This is a genomic window from Streptomyces sp. NPDC000941 (genome assembly GCF_053599555.1).
On record NZ_JBSFMM010000534.1, the window covers coordinates 1 to 1616 of the forward strand.

Below are 1616 nucleotides of genomic sequence, written 5' to 3' on the forward strand. Positions count from 1 at the left end.
GCCGGAGCCGGGGACGCCGCCCTCCAGGGCGGAGTCGGCCGGGCGCAGGGGCGCCAGGGCCCGTGCGAACCGCTCGGCCCAGGCCACCGACACCGCGTCCACAGTCGCGGCCGCGCCCGCCGCCCCGTCGTGGCCGCCGCGGCGCACGATCTGCAGCCCCGTAGCCACATCGCCGCTGAGCAGCGCCGCCATCCCGCAGGCGGCGAACACCGGAGACGCGGCACGGGCGGCCCCATAGCTCGCCGACAGCGGAGACGCGGGGGACGTGGCGGGCGCCTCCACCAGGGACAGGAGATGAATTCCGGCCGCCGGGCCGCCCAGCGCCAGCGCCGCGAGCGTTTCGCGCAGCGCCGCGGGGCCGGGGTCGCCGTCCACGACGACCACGGTGTGCGGGCCGGAGTGGCGGGCCGCGGCGGCGGCCACGGCCGCCGGGGACGCGGTCGCCCAGCCTGGGCCCGGCCGCCCGTCCTCCAGCCTCCGCACCAGCTCGTTCGTACGGGCCGCGGCCTGCTCAGGGTCGTACGCCAGCAGCAGTCGGCAGTCCTGCCCGCGCAGCGGCTGGAGGTGGGGCAGCCAGCCGAGCCAGGACCACTGCGCGAGCCGTTCGGCGAGGGGGCGCCGGCTGTCCGTGCTGACCAGGATGATCTCCAGCTCGGTGGGCGAGTGCAGGGCCGCCAGCTGCGCCACGACGGAGCGGGCGAGCCCGGCCAGCCGGGCGCGCGGGCCCGCCAGGCCCAGCGAACCGGCCTCCCGCAGATCGACGGTCACGGGTGCGGCGGGCAGCAGCCCGCCGCCCGCGGCGGGCCGGTCGGCCGACCCCAGCCGCACACTCAGCGCGTCCGGGTGCCCCAAGCCGCGCTCCCACAGACGCGGGCCCGGACCGAGCGCCGTCATCAGTACGGCGGCGGGATCCGGCCACCGCCGGTGCAGCGCGGCGGCCTCGGCGGCCGCCTGCCCCGCGGCGCCTCCGCCCGGCCCGTCGCCGCATGCCTCGTCCGGCTCGCCCGCGCCCAGTCCGGAGGCGAGCCGCCGCGCCCAGGCCCCTATGCCGCCGCGCCGCCGCACCTGCGCCCCGGCGACGTCAGCGATGTCATAGGCGCCCGGCCGGCCGCCACGCGCTCCGGCGCCCCGGTCGTCATGGGCGGCGCCGCCCGTGGCCGACACCCTGCCTGGTGCCCCGGCCTGCCGGGGGACCTGGGCGCCGCCGTCTGCTGGTGGGTGGTGCGGTGTCGTGTGCGAACGGGCCGCGGCGCCGCCCATGGCCGGGCCGCCCGGCGCCCCCGCGCCCGGGCGCGACGCGGGGCCGTCGGCCCGGTCGTGCCCCGGAGCGGACTCCGCCCAGGCCGCGCCCCCGCCGGTGGCGGCCCACGGCCCCTGGCTCATTCCGGCGGCGCCGAAGTGCGTCGGGCTCTCGTCCGTCCCCGGCAGGACGCGGTCGTCGGCAGGCTGCCATCCGCCGTCGCCGCGCGCGGCGGGGCCGTGTCCTGCGTGGCCCCGGTCTTCGCGGCTCCGGTCGCCGCCCGGGTTGGCACCGGCGTACGGCTCGCCATGCGCCGGCGCCGTACCGCGGCCCCCGGGCGCGGCCGGGCCGCCACCGGGTCGGCCGGGCGGGTTGC

1 pseudogene is annotated in these 1616 nt (G+C 81.1%); it reads right to left on the bottom strand.

The annotated features are described in order from the left end of the window. Positions 1 to 1616, bottom strand: a pseudogene (locus tag ACWDSL_RS53330) (cell division protein FtsK); the annotation flags it as partial.